The sequence below is a fragment of the Rhodococcus yunnanensis NBRC 103083 genome (assembly GCF_001895005.1).
Lineage (GTDB): Bacteria > Actinomycetota > Actinomycetes > Mycobacteriales > Mycobacteriaceae > Rhodococcoides > Rhodococcoides yunnanense.
The window spans coordinates 173,526-188,582 of record NZ_BCXH01000002.1 but is presented as its reverse complement, the minus strand read 5'-3'; the positions used below and the strand labels follow the sequence as shown (position 1 = coordinate 188,582).

Annotated in this window: 15 protein-coding genes; 13 read left to right on the top strand and 2 right to left on the bottom strand. The window is 65.5% G+C overall.

The genetic code is table 11. The annotated features are described in order from the left end of the window. Positions 1-50: 50 nt before the first annotated feature. Positions 51-1,154, bottom strand: a complete 1,104-nt coding sequence (locus tag RY1_RS05220) for an NADH:flavin oxidoreductase/NADH oxidase (RefSeq protein ID WP_072802481.1) — start codon at positions 1,152-1,154, stop codon at positions 51-53. Between the two features lie 112 nt (positions 1,155-1,266). On the opposite strand from RY1_RS05220, the gene RY1_RS05215 reads away from it, so the two are divergent. From RY1_RS05215 to holA, 11 genes are all read left to right on the top strand, one after another. Continuing rightward, complete coding sequence (locus tag RY1_RS05215) at positions 1,267-2,550, top strand: glutamate-5-semialdehyde dehydrogenase (RefSeq protein WP_072802480.1); 1,284 nt, start codon at positions 1,267-1,269, stop codon at positions 2,548-2,550. A gap of 23 nt (positions 2,551-2,573) precedes the next feature. Beyond that, positions 2,574-3,461, top strand: a complete 888-nt coding sequence (locus RY1_RS05210; protein ID WP_072802479.1) for an AAA family ATPase — start codon at positions 2,574-2,576, stop codon at positions 3,459-3,461. Position 3,462: 1 nt separating this feature from the next. Continuing rightward, positions 3,463-4,878 (top strand): vWA domain-containing protein, encoded by a 1,416-nt coding sequence (locus tag RY1_RS05205; RefSeq protein WP_072802478.1) that lies wholly within the window; start codon positions 3,463-3,465, stop codon positions 4,876-4,878. 23 nt (positions 4,879-4,901) lie between these two features. Then, on the top strand, positions 4,902-5,678 hold the full coding sequence (nadD, locus tag RY1_RS05200; RefSeq protein WP_281249950.1) for a nicotinate-nucleotide adenylyltransferase: 777 nt from the start codon (positions 4,902-4,904) through the stop codon (positions 5,676-5,678). Further along, positions 5,675-6,064, top strand: coding sequence for a ribosome silencing factor (rsfS, locus tag RY1_RS05195; protein ID WP_072802477.1), 390 nt, complete (start codon positions 5,675-5,677; stop codon positions 6,062-6,064). Before nadD ends, rsfS begins: the two co-directional genes overlap by 4 nt. Beyond that, on the top strand, positions 6,061-6,732 hold the full coding sequence (locus RY1_RS05190; protein ID WP_072802476.1) for a histidine phosphatase family protein: 672 nt from the start codon (positions 6,061-6,063) through the stop codon (positions 6,730-6,732). The genes rsfS and RY1_RS05190 overlap by 4 nt, the downstream gene beginning before the upstream one ends. After that, entirely contained in the window at positions 6,719-7,483 is a 765-nt protein-coding gene (gene octT / locus RY1_RS05185; RefSeq protein ID WP_072802475.1) for a diglucosylglycerate octanoyltransferase, read from the top strand. Before RY1_RS05190 ends, octT begins: the two co-directional genes overlap by 14 nt. After that, a complete protein-coding gene (locus RY1_RS05180; protein WP_072802474.1) occupies positions 7,480-8,313 on the top strand; it encodes a DegV family protein in 834 nt (277 codons plus the stop codon). Before octT ends, RY1_RS05180 begins: the two co-directional genes overlap by 4 nt. Before the next feature lie 113 nt (positions 8,314-8,426). Continuing rightward, positions 8,427-9,236, top strand: a complete 810-nt coding sequence (locus RY1_RS05175) for a ComEA family DNA-binding protein (RefSeq protein ID WP_072802473.1) — start codon at positions 8,427-8,429, stop codon at positions 9,234-9,236. Further along, entirely contained in the window at positions 9,233-10,777 is a 1,545-nt protein-coding gene (locus tag RY1_RS05170; protein WP_072802472.1) for a ComEC/Rec2 family competence protein, read from the top strand. Before RY1_RS05175 ends, RY1_RS05170 begins: the two co-directional genes overlap by 4 nt. A gap of 62 nt (positions 10,778-10,839) precedes the next feature. Further along, the gene (holA, locus tag RY1_RS05165) at positions 10,840-11,811 is read left to right on the top strand and encodes a DNA polymerase III subunit delta (RefSeq protein WP_072802471.1); all 972 of its coding nucleotides are present in this window, start codon (positions 10,840-10,842) and stop codon (positions 11,809-11,811) included. A 73-nt stretch (positions 11,812-11,884) separates the two neighbouring features. Here holA and rpsT read toward each other — a convergent pair whose 3' ends face one another. Then, positions 11,885-12,145, bottom strand: a complete 261-nt coding sequence (rpsT, locus tag RY1_RS05160) for a 30S ribosomal protein S20 (RefSeq protein ID WP_072802470.1) — start codon at positions 12,143-12,145, stop codon at positions 11,885-11,887. A gap of 400 nt (positions 12,146-12,545) precedes the next feature. Between rpsT and RY1_RS05155 the strand changes: the two genes are divergently transcribed. Then, positions 12,546-14,081: a circularly permuted type 2 ATP-grasp protein gene (locus tag RY1_RS05155; protein WP_245819515.1), complete on the top strand. Its 1,536-nt coding sequence runs from the start codon at positions 12,546-12,548 to the stop codon at positions 14,079-14,081. Beyond that, entirely contained in the window at positions 14,082-15,056 is a 975-nt protein-coding gene (locus RY1_RS05150) for an alpha-E domain-containing protein (protein ID WP_072802468.1), read from the top strand. The last annotated feature ends 1 nt before the right edge of the window (position 15,057 follow it).

Below are 15,057 nucleotides of genomic sequence, written 5' to 3'. Positions count from 1 at the left end.
TGCATTTGCGCAGAAGGTGAGGGGTGGGTGACAGGTGGGGCAGAAACAGGTCAGAACGCGCGCGCGTACTGGGGTGCGACGGGCGGAGTGATCTCGGCTCCCAATTCCCGGGCCGCGCGGCGAGGCCAGTACGGGTCGCGCAGCAGTTCGCGTGCGAGCAGCACGGCTTCCGCCTCACCCGAGGAGACGATGTCCTCTGCCTGTTTGGGCTCTGTGATCAGTCCGACTGCCGCAGCGGGAACGGTGGTCTCGGACTGGACGCGCTTGGCGAACGGAACCTGGTAGCCGGGTTCGACGGGAATCCTCGTCTGCACATTGCCGCCGGTGGACACGTCGATCAGGTCCACTCCGTGATCGGCGAGCAACTGCACCAGCGCGACGGTCTGATCCGACGTCCAACTGTCCGCTTCCAGGCCTGCGGTGTCCTCGTCGAGCCAGTCGGTGCCCGATACCCGGACGAACAGCGGCAGTTCCTCAGGCCACACGGCCCGGACGGCGTCGACGATCTCGACGAGAATCCGGATACGACCGGTGAAGTCTCCTCCGTACTGGTCGGTGCGGTGATTGCTGGCAGGGGAGAGGAACTGATGGACGAGGTATCCGTGTGCGGCATGGATCTCCACGACCTCGAAACCTGCGCGCAGGGCTCGTTGGGCTGCGGCGGCGAAATCCCGGACGATCGCGGCGATGTCCTCGACGGTGGCAGCACGCGGTGTCGCGTGGTCACCGAATGCGATGGCGCTCGGCCCGACGGTCTCCCACCCGAGTGGCTCGTCCGCCGGTATGGACGTTCCGCCGACCCACGGCGCCGTGGTCGAGGCCTTACGTCCGGCGTGCGCGAGCTGAATGCCCGCGACGGAACCGTGCGACTTGATCTCGCGGACGATGTCGGCGAACGCCTCCGTCTGGGTGTCGTTCCAGATACCGAGATCCGCCGGGCTGATTCGACCTTCCGGACTGACCGCTGATGCTTCGGTCAGGATCAGGCCTGCGCCGCCGATTGCACGGCTGACCAGATGCGTCCGGTGCCAATCGTGTGGCGCCCCGACGCCATCTCCCTCGGAATCCGCGGAGTACTGGCACATGGGAGCCATCCAGACCCGGTTCGGGAATGTGACTTCCCGGAGGGTCAGAGGCGTGAACAAGGCACTCAAGGGGGCTCCTTCGTCGTCGAATGTCGCATCTCGGTAACCGATCGTGGCAGGCGGTCATTCCCCGACCGGTCGAAATGCCGGACTGTCGGCGGTTCTGGCTAGTGTGTAGTCCATGACTGCAGCATCCGTATCGGAGTCCGCGGCACTCGGCGACGTCGACGAGCGCGAGAAGGTTCACGCGGCGGCGCGGCGTGCCCGCGTTGCCTCCCGGTCGCTTGCATTGCTGACGACGGCAGAGAAGGACGCGGCACTGCACGCCGCGGCCGATGCCATTCTGGCCGCAGCACCTCGGGTCATTGCCGCCAACACCGCTGACGTCGACGCCGCGCGCGCTGCGGGTACGGACGAAGGACTGTTGGATCGGTTGCGGCTGACCGACGCTCGCATCGACGGTATCGCCGCAGGGTTGCGTCAGGTCGCCGGATTGCCGGACCCGATCGGTGAGGTCGTGCGCGGTTCGACGCTGCCGAACGGCCTGGAGATTCGTCAGCTGCGTGTGCCGCTCGGCGTCGTGGGAATGGTTTACGAGGCACGGCCCAACGTCACCGTCGATGCGTTCGGTCTCGCCTTCAAGTCCGGAAATGCTGCGTTGCTGCGTGGATCGTCGTCGGCCGCACTGTCCAACGATGCGCTCGTGACCGCGCTCCGCGGTTCGCTCGCAGCGAGCGGGCTCCCCGTGGATGCGGTGCAGCTGCTCGGTAGCGCAGACCGTTCGTCGGTGACGCATCTCATTCAAGCCAGAGGCCTAGTCGACGTCGTCATACCGCGCGGGGGAGCAGGCCTCATCTCGGCGGTGGTCCGCGACGCAACGGTGCCGACCATCGAAACGGGCGTCGGAAACTGCCACGTGTACATCCACTCTGCGGCGGACCTCGAGATGGCCGAGAGGATCGTGATCAACTCGAAGACCCGACGGGTGAGCGTGTGCAACGCAGCGGAGACCATCCTCGTCGATTCCGCGATCGCGGAGACCGCCGTCCCGCAGCTGTTGCAGGCGTTCCAGAGCCACAGCGTCGTCGTGCACGGAGACCTACCCGGGTTGGTACCTGCCACCGACAAGGACTGGTCCGAGGAGTACCTGTCCCTCGACGTCGCGCTGAAGGTCGTCGACGGAATCGACGGTGCAATTGCGCACATCGACGCGTTCGGGACAGGGCACACCGAGGCGATCGTCACTTCCGACCTCCGCGCGGCGCGGGAGTTCACCACGCGGGTCGATGCGGCTGCCGTCATGGTCAATGCGTCGACTGCATTCACCGATGGCGAACAATTCGGTTTCGGTGCCGAGATCGGCATCTCCACCCAGAAGTTGCACGCTCGCGGACCGATGGGGTTGCCCGAGCTGACATCCACCAAATGGACCGTCTGGGGCGAAGGACACACCCGACAGGCATGACCCGCCATCAAAGGAGTTCCGACGTGGACCGAGCACTTCCGACATCCCCGCCGTTGTTCGGCAGCGTCGACGACGTCGTCGACCGGCTCGCCGAGACCGGGTATCTCGCGAACAAGGCCACTGCCACGTCGGTGTTTCTTGCCGATCGACTCGGCAAGCCACTTCTGATCGAGGGTCCGGCCGGCGTGGGAAAGACCGAGCTGGCTCGCGCTGTCGCCGAGACGACGGGTGCGGAGCTGGTCCGTCTGCAGTGCTACGAAGGTGTCGACGAAGCACGAGCGCTCTACGAGTGGAATCACGCCAAGCAAATTCTCCGTATCCAGTCGGCGTCCGGCGCGCCCGCGGATTGGGATGCGACCAAGCTCGATGTGTTCTCCGAGGAATTTCTCCTCGCCAGGCCGCTGCTGCAGGCTATTCGTCGCGAGGACCCGACAGTCCTGCTGATCGACGAGACCGACAAGGCCGACGTCGAGATCGAAGGCCTGCTGCTCGAGGTGTTGAGCGATTTCGCGGTCACGATCCCGGAACTCGGGACCATCACCGCCACGCGCAAGCCGTTCGTGGTGTTGACGTCGAACGCCACCCGCGAGTTGTCCGAGGCCCTCAAACGACGGTGCCTGTTCCTGCATCTCGACTTCCCCGACGCCGACCTCGAGCGTCGTATCCTCGCCAGCCGCGTACCGGAACTGCCCGAGGCCATCTCCGAACAGATGGTGCGTACGGTCCGTGTTCTGCGTGCGATGCAGCTCAAGAAGGTGCCGTCGGTCGCCGAGACCATCGACTGGGGAAGAACGCTGTTGGCGTTGGGGATGGACACACTCGACGACGACGCGGTCCGTGCCACGCTCGGCGTCGTTCTCAAGCATCAGTCCGATCAGATCAAGGCGGCAGCCGAGCTTCGGCTGAACTGACATGTACAGCCGGCACGGGCTCGAAGGTCACCTCGTCGAATTCGTCGAGGCGTTGCGCAAACGTGGAATCGCGGTCGGTCCGTCGGAAACCGTCGACGCGGGCAGAGTGGTCTCGGTGCTCGACCTGATGGACCGCGAGGCGCTCCGTGAAGGTCTCGCCTGCTCGTTGCTCAGGCGGCCGACCCATCGGGCGACGTTCGACGCGTTGTTCGACCTGTGGTTTCCCGCTGCGACCGGGCAACGCGACTCCGGCAAGATCGACACCACGCTGCCACGCACCGCGGACGGGGCGATCGACTTCACGGCGCTGCGTGAACTCATCACCGAGCTGCTGGTGGACGGCGGACCCGAGGCCGTCGAACTGACCGAGATGCTCGCGGCGCAGATGGTCGAGGAGCTCGGCCAGTACAAGTCCACCAACGGTCCGTCCTTCTCCGCGTACCAGGCGCTGCGTGACGTCGCACCGGACACGTTGCTGAGCCGGATTCTCGAAGGGCTGCTCGGCAACGCCGACCCGGCATCGACACGGTCGTCCGGAAGCTACGAGGACGAGGTGGCCAAACGGACCGCGGCGCAGCGCATCGCCGACCTGAGGAAAATGGTCGAGAACGAGACGCGGCGCCGCGCGGCCGAACAGCTGGGACGCGAACGCGTCGCAAGTTACGGGGTGCCGAAGCTTGCCGAGGACGTCGACTTCCTTCGTGCGTCCGACACCGAGATGGTCGCGTTGCGACGCAGCGTCACCCCTCTCGCGCGTTTGCTGGCCAGCAGACTCGCCGCTCGCCGCAGTCGAAGCAGAGCGGGCGCCATCGATCTGCGGCGCACGCTGCGCAAGTCGATGTCCACAGGCGGGGTACCGATCGATCTGGTGCAGCGGAAGCCGCGTCGTGCACGTCCCGAACTGGTGGTGATGTGCGACGTGTCAGGATCCGTTGCCGGGTTCAGCCACTTCACGTTGCTGCTCGTCCATGCACTCCGCGAACAGTTCTCTCGGGTACGCATCTTCGCGTTCATCGACTCGACCGACGAGGTGACCCGATTCTTCGACTCGGGAGCCGATCTGGGTGCTGCGATGTCCCGGATCATCCGTGAGTCGGATCTGATCACCTACGACGGCCACTCGGACTACGGCAACGCGTTCGAGACCTTCGACGACAAATACGCGCAGTCGGTGACGTCGCGAACATCGGTCCTGGTACTCGGGGACGGACGAACCAACTATCGCGATCCCAAGGTGGCCGCCTTGGCGCGTACCGTCTCGGTGGCCAAGCACGCGTACTGGCTCAATCCGGAGCCGACAGGGCAGTGGGGCTCGGGGGACTCGGCGGCGAACGTCTACCGCGACGTCATCAGCATGTACGAGTGCCGATCTGCGAGTCAGCTCTCCGAAATCGTTGCGCGTCTGCTGCCGGTGTGATCGCCGAAGTAAGCTCGTCAATCGTGCAGCAACCACCCGAGGCCGATCACACGTCTGCGCGGCGTCCCCATGTCCGCAGACTCGGCGTGATGGGCGGTACTTTCGATCCCATCCACCACGGCCACCTTGTCGCAGCCAGCGAGGTTGCCAACACGTTCGGTCTGGACGAGGTGATCTTCGTCCCCACCGGCACACCGTGGCAGAAGGAGGGGCGACCGGTCAGTCCTGCCGAGGACAGATACCTGATGACGGTCATCGCCACCGCGTCCAATCCGCGGTTCTCGGTCAGTCGTGTCGACGTCGATCGTGAGAAGTTGACGTACACGGTGGACACACTGCGTGATCTCGCCGCGCAGCATCCTGCCGCGGAGTTGTACTTCATTACCGGGGCTGACGCGCTGGAGAGTATTCTGACCTGGCAGAACTGGGAGGAACTGTTCGATCTGGCGAAGTTCGTCGGTGTGTCGCGCCCCGGTTTCGAACTGGGAGTCGAACATCTCGCAGACCATCTGCAGGATCTGCCACAGGACGCATTGACGCTGATCGAGATCCCGGCGCTGGCCATCTCGTCGACCGAATGCCGGCTCAGGGCCAGCGAGAATCGCCCCGTCTGGTATCTCGTGCCCGACGGCGTCGTGCAGTACATCTCGAAGAGAAACCTCTATCGACCCAGAGGCGCGCAGCGCCTCGACGGTTCCGTCACCATGTCGGAACCGGCGCCACAGAAGAAAAAGGCTGATTCCGTCACCAGCGCAGTGACCGAGGAATCGAGCCCGAACAGTGGGAGTAACACCAAGTGACTGCAACAGACGAGGCCGTGAACGTCGCGCGAATCGCGGCGCTCGCAGCCGACGACAAACTGGCGACAGATGTCGTCGTTCTCGATGTCTCGGAGCAGTTGGTCATCACGGACTGCTTCGTCATCGCGTCCGCTCCCAACGAGCGTCAGGTCAGCTCGATCGTGGAGAACATCGAGGACAAGCTCCGCGAAGCCGGGTTCAAACCGGTTCGTAAGGAAGGCACACGCGAGGGCCGATGGGCTCTGCTCGACTTCGTCGATGTCGTCGTTCATGTCCAGCACAACGACGAGCGAAACTTCTACGCTCTCGAGCGTCTGTGGAAGGACTGCCCAACTGTCGACGTTCCCGGACTGGGGGAGCGTACGGACCCGGATCCGGAGCAGTGAGCCCCACTGCAGAGACCAAGCGGCAGTTGATTCTGCTGCGCCACGGTCAGACCGAATACAACGCCACCGATCGCATGCAGGGCCAGCTCGACACCGATCTGACCGAACTGGGCCGGACGCAGGCCAAGAACGCTGCCGCGGAACTGTCGACGCGGTCGCCGTTGCGCATCGTGTCCTCCGATCTGCGGCGTGCGTCCGACACCGCTGCCGCCCTGAGCGATGCGACCGGTGTGCCGGTGCTGCTCGACGAGCGGCTCCGTGAGACGCACCTCGGGCAGTGGCAAGGTTTGACGCATCTCGACGTCGACGACCTCTCGCCCGGTGCGCGGCTCGCGTGGCGAGCCGACGCCGAGATGGCTCCGCCGGACGGTGAGAGCCGTCTCGACGTGGCGCGTCGCAGTGTTCCCGTGGTCTCCGAGCTCGTTGCGGGCGTGCCTGAGTGGGGCCGACACGGAGCGGCCGAACCCGTTGTCGTCGTGGCTCACGGCGGGTTGATCGCGGCACTGACGGCGGCGCTCCTCGATCTGCCGGTGGATCGATGGCCGGTGCTCGGTGGCCTGTCCAACACCAGCTGGGTGCAACTGAGCAGCCACGGTGACGACTCTGCGCTCGGGTGGCGGCTCGATGTGTGGAACGCGTCGGCGAGAGTGGCCAGTGACGTCCTCTGACGATTACACCCCACCGAACGCCGTGCCAGGCACACCACCGGTGTTGCTCGTGTTGGCCGACTCGCTCTGCTACTACGGACCCAAGGGCGGTTTGCCTGTCGACGATCCCAGGATCTGGCCCAACATCGTCGCCGCCGAGCTGGGGTGGACGGTCGAGATCGTCGCCCGTATCGGTTGGACCAGCCGTGACGTGTGGTGGGCTCTCACCCAGGATCCGAGAGTGTGGGCAGCCATCCCGAAAGCCGGGGCGGTCGTGTTCGGCGTCGGCGGAATGGATTCGCTTCCGTCACCGCTGCCCACCGCGCTGCGGGAACAGATCCGTTATGTTCGCCCGCCTGCACTGCGGCGCGTCGTTCGAGCCGGATATCAGTGGGTGCAACCACGATTGGCGCACCTGGGCTGGCCGGTGGCGCTTCCACCGAAGCTGAGCGTCGACTATCTCGAACAGTCGCGCGCGGCGCTGGCGTACGTTCGTCCCGAACTGCCGATCATCGGCACCCTCCCGTCGGTCCATCGCAGCGATGCATACGGCCGAGTTCACTCCGGTCGGCCTGCAGCCGAAAGGGCGCTGCGTCGGTGGAGCTCGGAAACCGGCGTGCCTCTCGTCGATCTGGCCGATGCCGTTCGGGCGAACATCTTTTCGGACAACGCCAATCCCGACGGTATTCACTGGGGTTGGGATGCGCACGTCGCCGTCGCCGAGGCGATGCTCGTCGAGATTCGCGCTGCGTCGACGGTGCCTGCCGTATGACGGTTGCCGTCGTGACCGATTCGTCGGCATGCCTCGGTGCCGATGTAGCGCGGCGCGAGAAGATTGCGATCGCTCCACTGCACGTGTTCGTCGACGGCGTCGACCTGCGCGAGGGCGTCGATCCGATTCCCGAAGACTTCGCCGCCGACGGCCCGGTCACGACGGCAGGCGCGTCGCCCGCGGAGCTCGAGGCGCTGTACCGAGATGCGCTCGAGCGCAGTGACGGGGCCGGCGTCGTCGCGGTTCATATCTCGCGCGGACTGTCGTCGACATGGGAGGCGGCGCGACAGGCCGCAAGCGAGGTCGGTGATCGTGTGCGTGTGGTCGACTCTGCCTCCGCCGGAATGGGTATCGGTTATGCCGCGTTGTCGGCCGCTCGCATCGCGGCCTCCGGCGCCGACCTCGACACCGTCTACGAGGACGCCGCATCGGTATCGAGAAGGGTCGAGTGTTTCATCGTGGTGGACCGACTCGACCACCTTCGCCGCGGGGGTCGTATCGGAGCGGCTGCAGCGCTGCTGGGCACGGCGCTCGCGATGAAGCCGGTACTTCATCTCAGCGACGGCAGACTCGTACTCGAACAGAAGGCGCGCACCTCGACGAAAGCGTTGGGCAAGCTCGTCGACGCCGTTGCCGCAGTGTCCGGCGATGCGGGGGTTGCGCTGACGGTGCACCATATGCAGAGCGCCGAGCGAGCGGCCACACTCGCGGCGCTGCTCACCGACCGAATTCCGCAGGTCACCGGCGTCGAGTTGTCGTCGTTCGGGGCAGTGCTCGGCGCCCATGTCGGTCCGGGCGCGGTCGGTGTCGCAGTCTGTCCGCAGTCCTGACTTCCGGCCCGAATCACCCTGTTCATCCACAGCCTTCGCGTTGATCCACAGGGTGATTCGCGAACTGCGGTAACGGCGCACCTCCCGGTGCGTGGTTCGTTAGCGTCCGATCCATGGCAACTCTCGAGAACCGACCGATCTCGCGCACCAGGTCCGATCCGGAAGCAGCGACGTCGGAGAGTGTCGGAGACGCTGACTCACAACAGCATTGGTTGACTTCGGACGAGCGACGCGAGACCGCGCTGTCGCCGTATCTGCCCGAGCGGTGGCGAGGAGCTCGACTGGATCCGGGGCGCAAGGGAATGCTGGCGATGACAGGTGTCGGTCTCGTCGTCGTTCTCGTCGCCGTATACGGATGGGTTCGCGACGCTCCCTCGGTCGCCCCTGTCCCGTCCCTGCCCGTGGTGCAGCCCGTTTCAGCCGAATCGACGACGACGTCCGCGTCCGCCGCAGCCGCACCGCCGGTGGATCTCGTTGTCAGCGTGGTGGGCCTGGTCGTGTCGTCAGGGCTCGTGCATCTTCCGCCGGGTTCGCGCGTCGCCGACGCGTTGGCCGCGGCGGGTGGCACACGCGATGGTGCCGACGTGCTGGGACTCAACCTCGCTGCGCTCGTCGCCGACGGCGATCAGATACTGGTGGGCGCGATGCCGCCGGAGGGCAAGACGGTCGTGAGCGGAACGATGAGCGGCGGTGAATCCGGCTCGACGAGTGCATCTTCCGACGCGGGCGGCGGACCGGTCGACCTGAACACCGCGACGGCCGCGGAGTTGGACGCGTTGTCCGGCGTCGGACCCGTGACCGCGGCGAACATCATCTCGTGGCGGGAGGTGAACGGACCGTTCACCGACGTCGGTCAACTGGCCGAGGTCGACGGCATCGGCCCCGTGCGACTGGAGAAGATGCGCGATCAGGTGACGGTGTGAACGAGGCGCCGATCCGGCCGCACGACATCCGACTGGTTCCGGCTGCGATCGTGGGATGGGCTGCAACATGTGTGGGAATCGTGTTCGGGTCGGGTGTCGTCATCGCGTGTGTGCTCGTTCTGGCGGGGTGCACGATCGTACTTCTCGGTGTACGGAAAAGACTGGGGGACCGCGGACTCGGCCTGGTCGCGGTGACCGCGGTCGGCTGCTGCTACTCGGGCGCGGCAGCCGTGCACATGTGGGTGTTCGAGACCAGCCCTGCCGTCGAAGCAGCACATCAACGGGCGTGGGTCAGTGCGGCTGTGGTGGTCACCGAGGATCCGCGGCGCATTCGCTTCGCGGGGCCGGAGACAGTCTCGATCGAAGCCGAGTTGACGCAGATGGACGTCGCGGGCATTCCGCGTTCGATGAGAGGCTCGGTGACCGTTCTCGCACCGGCGCAGGGGTGGGATGGCCTCGTGCCGGGCCAGGCGGTGGCACTGCGCGGCCGACTCGCACCGCCCGATCGGACGGATCTGACCGTCGCGGTCGTTCGCGTGGACGGGCCACCTCTCCGTGTCGATGCGCCGGGTCCGATCGCGCGAGCGGCGTCGACTGTGCGCACCTCGCTGGCGGAAGCGGCCTCGGATGCACTGCCTCCCGATCGGGCGGGAGTGCTCCCCGGTCTGGTCGTCGGCGACGTGTCGGCTCTGCCGGAGGACGTCGAATCCGACTTTCGCGCTGCAGGTCTGACGCATCTCACTGCCGTGTCCGGTGCGAACTTCTCGATTCTGTTGGGCGCTTTTCTGCTTCTGACACGCGCCGTCGGAATCGGTCCCCGTACCACCGCGTCGGTGTGTGCGATCGTGCTTCTCGCGTTCGTAGTTGTCGCCCGACCGTCGCCGAGCGTCCTGCGCGCCGCCGTGATGGGCGGGATCGGATTGCTTGCATTGATCACCGGTCGGCGCCGCCAGGCCGTGCCCGCGCTGTGCACTGCGGTGTTGGGGTTGATCGCGTGGTGGCCAGAACTGGCAGTCGATCGTGGGTTCGCGCTGTCGGTCGCCGCTACCGCAGGTCTCGTGGTGTTGTCACCGGTGTGGGTCGATTGGCTGCGCCGTCACGGGTGGGGCCGCGCGCCGGCCGAGATCGTCGCGGTGGCGGCCGCTGCTCACGCCGTCACGGCACCGATCGTTGCAGGCATGGCGGGCACCTTCTCCGCCTTCGGAGTGCTGGCCAATATCGCGGTGGCACCGGTGGTCGCGCCGATCACGGTCGTCGGTGCGATCGCTGCGGCCCTTGCCCCGTGGGCGACTTCCCTTGCCTCGCTCGTGCTCGAGCTCGCGTCGGCCCCACTGTGGTGGCTGATCTGGGTCGCGCATCGGTCCGCCGCAGTGCCAGGAGCCTCGCTGGCGACCCCGAGCGGCGCCGCAGGTGTTGCCGTCGTGCTGGCGGCGACGGCGATGGCCGTGTGGGCGCTGCGTAGCCGAATCATGCGGTGGATCCTGGGCGGAACCGCTGCCGCTGCGTTCCTACTGTGGGTCGGTTCGTTGCTCACGCAGTAGCCGAGGGGTGGGGCCGGTGGCATGTGTGAAAGGTGTCGGGGCGGCATGGCACGATCGACGTCGTGAATGCGAACAGCCCGGTGGAGGCGCTCCACCTCGTTCTCGGCGACGAGGAACTGCTCATGGACCGCGCTGTCGCGTCGATCGTCGGTCGGGTACGAGCACGTCGATCTCCCGGCGAGGACCTACCGGTCACCAAGTTGCGGGCAGGCGACGCCAGCGCGCCGGAACTCGCCGAACTACTGAGCCCCTCGTTGTTCGCCGAGGACCGCGTCGTCGTGCTGGAGTCCGCCGCGGAGGCGGGTAAGGACGCTGTGGCCCTTGTCCTCGACGCGGCAGCCGACCCTCCCGAGGGCGCCGTGCTCGTCATCATGCACACCGGCGGTGGCCGGGCCAAGGCGATGGTCGGCGCGCTGCAGAAGTCCGGTGCCGTCACTCACGAGTGCGCCAAACTGACCAAAGCGTCCGAACGCGTAGATTTCGTCAAGAGCGAGTTCACCCGGGCCGGGGTACGGGTCAGTGGCGACGTGGTCGAAGCCGTCGTCGAGTCCGTGGGGTCGGAACTTCGCGAGCTCGCTGCCGCCTGCTCACAACTCGTCGCGGACACCGGCGGCAAGGTGGACGTCGCTGCGGTTCGACGCTATTACTCCGGCAAGGCAGAGGTGTCGGGCTTCGACGTCGCCGAGAAAGCCGTTGCCGGGGACCGTCCAGGAGCCCTGGAAGCGCTGCGATGGGCAATGCACAGGGGCGTCCCGCACGTTCTACTGGCCGACGCGCTCGCCGATGCCGTGCGCACCATAGCGCTCGTCGGTTCCGCCGGACGCGGAGATCCGTTTCGGATGGCCGGTGAACTCGGCATGCCGCCGTGGAAGATCAAGAAAGCTCAGGCGCAGGCACGTGGCTGGAACGGACAGTCGATCGCGCAGGCTTTGCAGATCGTGTCTCAGCTCAACGCGGACGTCAAAGGCCAAGCCGCCGACGCGGATTACGCCGTCGAGAATGCGGTATCGGTGGTCGCCGGCCTGAGTAGCTGACTGGGACAGCGTTCCTCCGGACAGCACAAAGCCCGCTCGACGGTTCGAGCGGGCTTTGTGGTGAAACCGTGAATCAGAGCTTGTTGACAGCCAGAGCCAGTGCCGACTTCTTGTTGGCTGCCTGGTTCTTGTGGATGACACCCTTGCTGACTGCCTTGTCCAGCTGGCGGCCTGCGGTGGACGCGAGGGTCGAAGCCGCTTCCTTGTCTCCTGCAGCCTCAGCGGTGCGGAAGGAGCGAATGATCGTCCGCAGCGAGGACTTCACCGACTGGTTGCGCAGACGGCTGCGCTCGTTGGTGAGGATGCGCTTCTTCTGGGACTTGATGTTGGCCACGCGTAAAATCCTTCTGTCTTCGTCGGTATTCCGGTCAGGGCCATCCATGCTGGAATGCCCGAAGTCTGCTGCCGAGCCGTGAAGCCCAGCGCCGAAGATCGAGAATACCAGCACCCGAAGCAGAACCCAATTCCGCCTGTCTCATCACCTGCCGAAACGTGTGGCACGACGAGGCTGCCGCCGGACGGGGCGTGCACCGTTTCCAGAAATTAACGCGTCCGGCGCGCTTATCTCCTGTCTCTGTAGCAACATGGCGAGAATGAGTCCGCGATCCGGAGCCACACCATTGGCCAAGAGTAAAACCACCACATCATCCTCGGTGGCTCGCGGGAAGCCCGAGGTCGACGGCGTCTTCGACGGCTATGCCAACAACGGCAAGTACGGTCTCGCGTTCGACGAGATGTTCGACTCCGAAGGCAAGACTCGCACGCCGTACAAGGGGATTCACACCGCGCTCGAGCCGTCGAGCTCAGCCGATCTCGGTGCTCGGTCGGATGCGCTCGGGCGAGCATTCATCGACCAGGGAATCACGTTCTCGCTGTCCGGCCAGGAGCGTCCGTTTCCACTCGACCAGGTGCCGCGCGTCATCGCCGCCGGTGAGTGGTCGCGGCTCGAGCGTGGGATCAAACAGCGCGTCAAGGCATTGGAGATGTTCCTCGCGGACATCTACGGAGACCAGGAGATTCTGCGCGACGGAGTGGTGCCCAAGCGGCTCGTCACCTCGTGTGAGCATTTTCACCGCGAGGCGATCGGCATCGTGCCGCCCAACGGCGTCCGTATCCACGTCGCGGGCATCGACCTGATTCGCGACGCACAGGGAACCTTCCGCGTCCTCGAGGACAACCTCAGGTCGCCGTCCGGGGTGTCCTACGTGATGGAGAACCGTCGCACGATGGCGCGGGTGTTCCCCGACCTCTTCGCCACTCACCGAGTACGTGCCGTCGGTGACTATGCCTCGCATCTGTTGCGCGCGCTCCGCGCTGCAGCGGCGCTCAACGAAGCCGACCCCACCGTTGTCGTCCTGACCCCCGGTGTGGCGAACTCCGCCTACTTCGAGCACTCGTTGCTCGCTCGGTTGATGGGCGTCGAACTCGTCGAGGGACGCGACCTGTTCTGCCGCGACAACATCGTCTACATGCGCACCACCGAGGGTGAGCGTCAGGTCGACGTCATCTATCGACGCATCGACGACGACTATCTCGACCCGATGCAGTTCCGCCCCGATTCGGTTCTCGGAGTCGCGGGTTTGGTCAATGCTGCACGCGCCGGCAATGTGGTCATTTCCAGTGCCGTGGGCAACGGCGTCGGCGACGACAAGCTCGTCTACACGTACGTGCCGACGATCATCGACTACTACCTGGGCGAGAAGCCGCTCCTGGCGAACGTCGACACGTTCCGATGCTGGTTGGACGACGAGTGCGAGGAGGTCCTCGATCGTGTCGACGAGCTCGTGATCAAGCCGGTCGAAGGTTCGGGCGGCTACGGCATCGTCTTCGGTCCGGACGCGTCGCCCAAGGAACTCGCGACGATCAGCAAGAAGATCAGGGCGGACCCGCGCGGCTGGATCGCGCAGCCCGTCGTACAGCTCTCGACGGTTCCCACCAAGATCGGTGACCGACTGGTACCGCGCCACGTCGATCTTCGGCCGTTCGCGGTCAACGACGGCGACGACGTGTGGGTGCTGCCGGGCGGGCTCACGCGTGTCGCGCTGCCCGAAGGCTCGCTCGTGGTCAACTCGAGTCAGGGCGGCGGCAGCAAGGACACCTGGGTACTCGCGACGCGAACGTCACAGGAGGAGCAGGAACTCGCGGGTGAAGAGATCGTCAGCGAGCCGCCGGAGGCTCCGATGACCGAACAGGGACCCGAGCTGACGATGGATCAGCAACAGCAACAGCAACAGCAACAGCAGCAAAGCTCGAACGGTGGGGGACACTAGATGCTCGCTCGGAACGCGGAATCGCTCTACTGGATCGGGCGGTACGTCGAGCGGGCGGACGACACTGCCCGCATCCTCGACGTCACGGTGCATCAACTTCTCGAGGACGCGACGGTCGATCCCGACCACATATCGCGAGTTCTGCTTCGGGTGCTCGGTTTCAAGCACGAACCCGATGTCTCACTCGACGTGTGGTCACTCACCGAACTCGTCGCGTTCAGTCGCAGTGGAAGCGGCTCGATCGTGGACTCGTTGTCGAGTGCGCGTGAAAATGCCCGTGGTGCACGAGAAGTCACATCCAGTGAGATGTGGGAGTGCTTGAACACCACCTACAACGGATTGAACGACAGGATTCGCGCGTCGAAGCGGACCGGACCGCACGAGTTCTTCAGCTACATCGAAGAGCGGGCCGCGATGTTCGCCGGGTTGGCCGATTCGACCCTCAGTCACGACGACGGGTATCGATTCCTCATTCTCGGCCGGTCCGTCGAGCGAATCGACATGACGGTGCGGCTTCTGCTCTCGCGTGCGGGTGACCGGCCGTCGTCGCCTGCATGGGTGACCGTGCTGCGATCCGCAGGCGCGCACGACACCTACCTGCGCACCTACCGCGGGGCGCTCGACGCCCAGCGGGTGCTCGAATTCATGTTGTTGGACAGGCTGTTTCCGCGATCGGTGTTCTATGCGCTCAGTGAAGCGGAGCGGTCGCTCGATCAGCTCGACCATCAGCCCAACAGTCGTGTCGGGGCCCGCGCCGAGGCGCAGCGACTGCTCGGCCGTGCGCGAAGCGAACTCGAGTTCCTCCGTCCCGGAGCGCTGTTGGACGATCTGCAGGAGCGACTTCTGTCACTTCAGGAGACGTGCCGCGATCTCGGCGAGGCCATTTCCAAGCAGTATTTCCATGCCGCTCCGTGGGTGGCGTGGACCGACGCGGGTGCCGGAAACTACGAAGACCAACTGGAAGGTGAACTGTGAG